The organism is Acetobacter conturbans, from assembly GCF_011516755.1.
In the GTDB taxonomy this organism is placed as follows: Bacteria; Pseudomonadota; Alphaproteobacteria; order Acetobacterales; family Acetobacteraceae; genus Acetobacter; species Acetobacter conturbans.
This window is the reverse complement of the sequence record NZ_WOSY01000053.1, coordinates 1-3,438: the sequence shown is the minus strand read 5'-3', so window position 1 is coordinate 3,438 and position 3,438 is coordinate 1. Positions and strand designations below refer to the sequence as shown.

The 3,438-nt window shown below is 61.9% G+C and carries 2 protein-coding genes; both read right to left on the bottom strand.

The annotated features are described in order from the left end of the window. Positions 1-1,144, bottom strand: a 1,144-nt coding sequence (locus GOB81_RS17165) for a DUF932 domain-containing protein (protein WP_173571437.1), incomplete at its 3' end; no start/stop codon positions are given. Positions 1,145-1,282: 138 nt separating this feature from the next. Beyond that, positions 1,283-3,334 (bottom strand): ParB/RepB/Spo0J family partition protein, encoded by a 2,052-nt coding sequence (locus GOB81_RS17160; RefSeq protein ID WP_173571436.1) that lies wholly within the window; start codon positions 3,332-3,334, stop codon positions 1,283-1,285. Between the last annotated feature and the right edge of the window lie 104 nt (positions 3,335-3,438).

The following is a 3,438-nucleotide window of genomic DNA, read 5'->3' as shown; positions in this document are numbered from 1 at the left end:
TAGTTTTCGTGCGCGCCAGCGCGGTGATGCCCTGTACGAAATCGAACACGCTCTCGGGCTTGCGTCCTTCCTCGTTCAGGACGGTCTCGATGATGTTCGTGGTTTCCGGTTTCGAGAACCCGCGACGACGCAGGAAGGTTTCGCGATCCTCGTCTGTCTTCGCCACCAGCGCACGTCGCGAGGCCTGAATGCCCGACACGAACGAGACCGGACTGGCTGAGGCGAAATTCCGCAGGGCTGGTGTGGCCTGATGCACGAAGCGGGATGCCGCGAACTTACTATGCCGGATGGTGATCTGTTCGAAATTCTCCACGCCCCAGAGCATGCGGTTCTGGCACACCCCGCGCAGGTAGAAGGACGCGATACCAAGCGTCTTGCTGCCGACCTCGCTGTTCCAGGCATAGAAACCCCGGAAATAGAGATCGGGGTCGCCGTTGGGCAGACGTCCGGCTTCGATCGGATGGGTGTCATCCACAAGGAACAGGAACACATCCCGGTCTGACGCATAGAGCGTGGTGGTTTCCTTCGTAATGTCGACATGGGGGTTATGGGTCATGGTGGCCCAGTCGATCACACCGGGCACTTTCCAATTGGTATCTCCAGTGCCGTCGCCAGCAATTTTCCGGACGGCGCCGACCAGTTCATGATCCCAGATACGACCATAATCGGGACCGGTCACGGCGCGCAGCTCCACCTGACCGTCCTCGGTTTCCAGCGTTTTCACCAGTTCAGCACGGTGCGACAGCAGCCCATGCTGCAGGTTGATGGCTGCCAAAGGAGCCGGAAGATTGCGCAGATAGGACGATGGGGCGCCGACCAGACTGCACATCTGGCCAAACGACCAGTGCGTGGGCGCGATCGGCTCATTCTGCCCCGGCACAATCAGGGTCAGACGCTCGGCATTGTCGCGGGATGCTTCCACGCGGATGGCGCGGCTTTCCACCGTGCGGGCCGTGGCGCGTTCCGCCCGCGCCAGCGTGGCGGCATGCAGCTCCGAGAGGGACAGATAGCGCTCGTCATCGGGGCGCGAAAACCATTCGGAGGACACGCGGGCGCTCCGGCCGCCACGGGACGGATCGATCCGGAATCCCCCGGATGGTGCTATTCCACGGGAGGCGGGCGGCAGGATGGTGGTGATGGTCATGGAAAACTCTCCTCTTATGCCGGGTCATCGGCACAAAAAGCGAAGCCGCCCTCTTCCTCTTTCCGGGGCGCGGGACATGAAAAAAGCAGCTTCCGGAGACCGGAAGCCGCTGTGTCGAAAACGCTCAAACCGAAGTGGTCATTCGGCAGCGATGGCTTCAATCTCCCCCGTCACTCGTTCACCGGCTGCGCGCAGGGCCTCGGGCAGCCAGCCCGATCCTTCCAGCAGCCGTTCGGCCTCACGGGCCATGTCGGTTTTCTTCAGGTGCGCGATGCGTTCTGCGGCTTCGTCGCCCCGAGCTTCCCGGACCGCCAGTAGAATGCGGGCCTTGGTCACCCGACCGAGATAGGTCTCGACCGTGGGCTGCCAGCCTGCCTCGACCAGATCAAGATTCAGCACGTGAGCGAGGCGGTCAGAGCGGACAAGCCGCTCAGTGACGCTGCGCTGCGACACGCCGCCATAAGGCGGCATGCGTTCGTAAAGCGCATTGATCCCGAACGACAGGCAGTGCGCCAGTAAAGCCATGCGACTGGTATCATCCAGTTGGTCGATCCACCGCCACAGAGCATCCTCGTCCTCTGGCTGATCGTGTTTCCAGCCCTCATTGCGCTGACGCAGGGCATGGGCCGGGAGACTGCACGGCATGTCGGGAGAATGCACGGGCAGCGAGATTTCCCGCACATAGGCTTCCAGGCAGTTGGCACCCGATGTCTGCCAGTAGAGATCGCGTACCAGCGTGTGCAGCAATTCGGTCAGCGCGATATGCGGATTGGCAGCAAAGGCATCCCGCAGGGCCAGCGTGCGCCAGGCTGTCAGTTCGGTCAGCAGACGGTCCGGCAGTGGCTTGAGACCGTCCTCTTCTTCGACCTCGACGTCGGCAGTGACGCCGTTTCCCTCCCCATAATTATCGCCATGATCGCCAATGTCCCGATCCTGTCCGTCATAGGCATGATGAGCGTATTCGCCGACGCCATCTGCGTCATCAGTACCTTTCGGTTCCGCTGGCATATCCTCCGGCGACACGAAACCCCGCTCCACCTGCAGCGTCCCGTCACTATCGAGGCTGACGAAGGCGCCTGCCCGCGCCATGTCGGCAGGGTCAAACGCGCGCGGCCGCTCTTCCAGTGCAAGTATGGCCTGTTCGATTTCGCCGAGCCGGGCATCGATTTCCTGGGGGTATTCATCCGCCTGGGCATATCCGGCCTCGATCGTTTCCTGCTCCGTGTGCAAGGCTTCAAGGCGAGCATTTTCCTCTTCGGAAAGAGGGACTGGCGTGCCGTCGATCTCCGCGAACTGCCGTGTGTGTCCCCATGGGAACGACAGGGCCGTCTCAACCCATTTCCAGCCTTCGGTGCGAACCTGTTCGGCTGCCTCCTGCAGTTTTTCCATGACCAGCCGGTCGAGGATAGCAGGATCCTGAAGCCAGCCGCCATCATCGGCCTCGAACAGGTCGCGCATGATATGACCACCGGCGGCAAGATAGGTATCGAGACCAACGAAGCGCGCACGGACGTCCGAAGCCCGCACCGTCTTCTCCGTCAGCATGCGACGGATGACATAGGGCTCGCGGTTATGGCTCTGGGAGACGATGTCCCAGATCTGTTCCTGACGGGCATGGTCGTCGCTGATGGAAAAGGCCATCAGCTGGTCCAGTCGGATGCCATCCTGCTCGTATATGTCGAGCAGTTTATCGGAGACGGTCATCAGACGCAGGCGCTGTTTGACCACAGCGGGTGCGACGAAGAACGCGGCGGCGATGTCCTCCTCGGACATGCCTTTCTCCAGCATGTCACGGAAGGCCCGGAACTGGTCCAGCGGATGCAGGGCGACGCGCTGGACATTCTCGGCCAGGGAATCATCCTCGGCGAGAATGGCCGATCCGGCTTCACGCACCACGCACGGAACGGGTGCGGCCTTCGCCAGTTTCTTCTGCTTCACCAGCAGTTCGAGGGCGCGAAAGCGGCGGCCGCCCGCCGGCACCTCGTAGGTGCCGGTCTCGCCGCCCTCACCATCGAGAACGGGTCGGACATTCAGACTCTGCAGCAGCCCGCGACGCTCGATATCGCGAGCCAGTTCCTCGATCGACAGGCCGGACTTCACGCGCCGCACGTTGGACTGCGACAGCACCAGCTTGCTGAACGGGATGTCACGGGAAGAACTCAGGATGATTTTGGGGATGGCGGTTGCCATGGCGGGAAACTCCATGACGGACGGACAGGAGACTCTCTCCTACCCTCTCATTCCGTCGCGGAAACCGCGCAGCCCTCTCACTCTATCTGTTACAACCTGCCCAG

Coding starts and splice junctions, on each gene's coding strand:
- GOB81_RS17160 (WP_173571436.1), bottom strand. CDS start 3,334: ATGGCAACCGCCATCCCCAAAATCATCCTGAGTTCTTCCCGTGACATC.